Genomic DNA, 2,324 nt, shown 5'->3' on the forward strand with positions numbered 1-2,324 from the left:
AGAGGAAAAACGCAGCTATATCGCAAGATCTAGTGGTAAAAGCTCAAAGTTGAAATTGTCGTATCGGCGTTCAATTTCAGTGTTAATTAACGTGATAAAAATCCAAAATTGGCATCGTTTCAACGGTTGATTGGTTCTTTGGTGCGGCGACTTTTGGGTTCACTGAGTCGAACTTTTTTGCTGAAACTCTGCTCGTTGAGTTTGTTGATACAAAAGCCGATTTACTCGCTGTGAGGACGTTTTCTCTGGTGTGGTAAGTTCACGTGGTTTCAGTGGCTTTGTTGAAAGTCCGCATTGTGAGATTGCCTTTCCAAAAGCAGTTTCTGGTGTTGTGAGTTCGTTTTCTGCGGCGTTGCTTGTTCCAAGTGGTTTCATTGACTAGCCGCTTTGAGACTACGCCTGACTTAAATGCATCAAGGCACATAAATTTTGTTGTTCGCAAAGTTTAAAACAACGTAAAATCAACCCTTTGGGTCTGCAAACTAACAAACTGCTCAATAGGGATTCACAACGCGTGGCATTTTCACTATGCGTTGAATTTAGTGATTAAGGTGGTTTGCAGCGGCTTCGGTATTGCGTTGTTCACCCCTTAGCAGGGCGTTAGCAGACAAAAGTAAGTCAAGGAAGAGGGTACGTTATGTCTGATAGAGTAATTAAGTCTTCAACAGCTACAGTTCAAGTCGGTGCGACTAAAGCAGATGGGAAATTAGAACTAACGGAGTCGGATTTAATTTTTATTCCGTACAACGAAAAGTTGGGCTTTGGTCCATATGAATTAAAGAGCCAAGACATTGCTACCGTAGCTAAGTGCTTGGGCAAAGGTGGTGGTGTAATTCCAATCACTACGGATGCATTTCGCATAAAACTAGCCAACAAAACGTGTTACGAGTTTATTGTAGCGAACCCAGAGCAATGGATAGAAGCACTCGGTGAAATTGTCAGCTAACAAACTGTTCAAGAGGGATTCGCAACGCGTGGCATTTTCACTAAGCGTTGGCTTTGGTGTTTAAGGTGGTATGCGGCAGCTTTCGTATTGCGTTGCTCACCCCTTAACAGGGCGTTATAACTCTTTTGTCAGTTTCATTGTTACACAACTAAGCTTGAAGCCCTTCGAGAACGGTTTACTTGTTGTTACTGCCACTGCTGCTTTTGTGAGACCTTATCGCACAAATAACTGATAGGGAGATATTTTCATGGCAGCACGTCCTAGCCTACTAAAAATGAAAGTTGCCTTTGCTAAGGTAAACAGAGATGTGTCTGAAGTAGGTACCATTATCGGCGGTAAAGTAAATCACAATATTAATGTTCTAACACCAGAGCAGGGGCGGTTTGAGAATGCTTGTGCGATACGTATGTCATATGCACTTAACTATGCTGGTTTCAAAGTACCCTACATAAAAAACAAAACTGTCTCCGGTGGGCAGGGGAATTGGTACATTTATCGTGTGAAAGATTTGATCAACTTTTTGTATCAAAAATTTGGTGAGCCAGAGTTGGTGGTTCAAAACCCCAATGCTAATAAACTCTCTGAATACAAGGGCATTTTAGTTGTTGATGTAGATACTTGGTTAGACGCATCAGGTCATGCAAGTATTTGGACTGGTTCAAGATGTACAGATAGCTGTTACTTTCCGGACGCAAAAAAGGCTTATTTATGGAAATTAGAAGATTAGTAAGCAGTATAAGCATTGCTCTTTGTAGTCTCGGAGTTACCGCAAGCCCACTCAGTACTCAAAGTGATGAGCAGCTGTTTAAAAACTTCGCTCTCTCATCTTGTATTGCTACCTATTACAAAAACTCAGATGTTGCGAAAGATGCGATAACTGCAATGCAAGGCTATCGAGAGTTCTCCGAGCTTCCTTTAGAGTCGTTCTTTGAGGTAAGCGAGCTATTAGACACAGACGATATGTCTAGGTACAAATCAAAAAATGGTAACGTGATCGAGTTGGCTTACTGTGTAGACTTTTCTAATTCAGACGGTGTTCATAAGCTGTACATTAAGGCGAAATCAGAGTTATAACAAACTGTTTAAGAGTGATTCGCAACGCGTGGCATTTTTACTATGCGTTGTGTTTAGTGTTTAAGGTGGTATGCGGGAGTTTCGGTATTGCGTTACTCACACCTTAACAGGGCGTTACATGCTTGATAATAGTGGCTAGTTTGTTAATTACATTTACTATAGATATTTCTAGAAGTCTGTCGAATGTTGATTGACTCCTGTTGAAGATTGGGAATGCCTGAATAACATATACCGAATCAACTTGAAGATGCTGGCTTGAGAACCTGAAAATTATCATTAATTCGAGATGTCAAAGAGCCTGCGA

3 protein-coding genes are annotated in these 2,324 nt (G+C 41.1%); all 3 read left to right on the forward strand.

Translation table 11 applies throughout. The annotated features are described in order from the left end of the window. Nucleotides 1-637: 637 nt before the first annotated feature. The 3 genes from ACWYVB_RS24030 (at nucleotide 638) to ACWYVB_RS24040 (ending at nucleotide 2,020) form a co-directional block, all read left to right on the forward strand. Nucleotides 638-946 carry a hypothetical protein gene (locus tag ACWYVB_RS24030; RefSeq protein WP_104969503.1) on the forward strand — a complete coding sequence of 103 codons (309 nt, stop codon included), beginning with the start codon at nucleotides 638-640 and terminating at the stop codon, nucleotides 944-946. Between the two features lie 247 nt (nucleotides 947-1,193). Next, on the forward strand, nucleotides 1,194-1,673 hold the full coding sequence (locus ACWYVB_RS24035; RefSeq protein WP_010448911.1) for a type VI secretion system amidase effector protein Tae4: 480 nt from the start codon (nucleotides 1,194-1,196) through the stop codon (nucleotides 1,671-1,673). Next, a complete protein-coding gene (locus ACWYVB_RS24040) occupies nucleotides 1,655-2,020 on the forward strand; it encodes a T6SS amidase immunity protein Tai4 family protein (protein ID WP_052437369.1) in 366 nt (121 codons plus the stop codon). Before ACWYVB_RS24035 ends, ACWYVB_RS24040 begins: the two co-directional genes overlap by 19 nt. Nucleotides 2,021-2,324: the final 304 nt, after the last annotated feature.

It is taken from the genome of Vibrio sp. JZG10 (assembly GCF_054064075.1).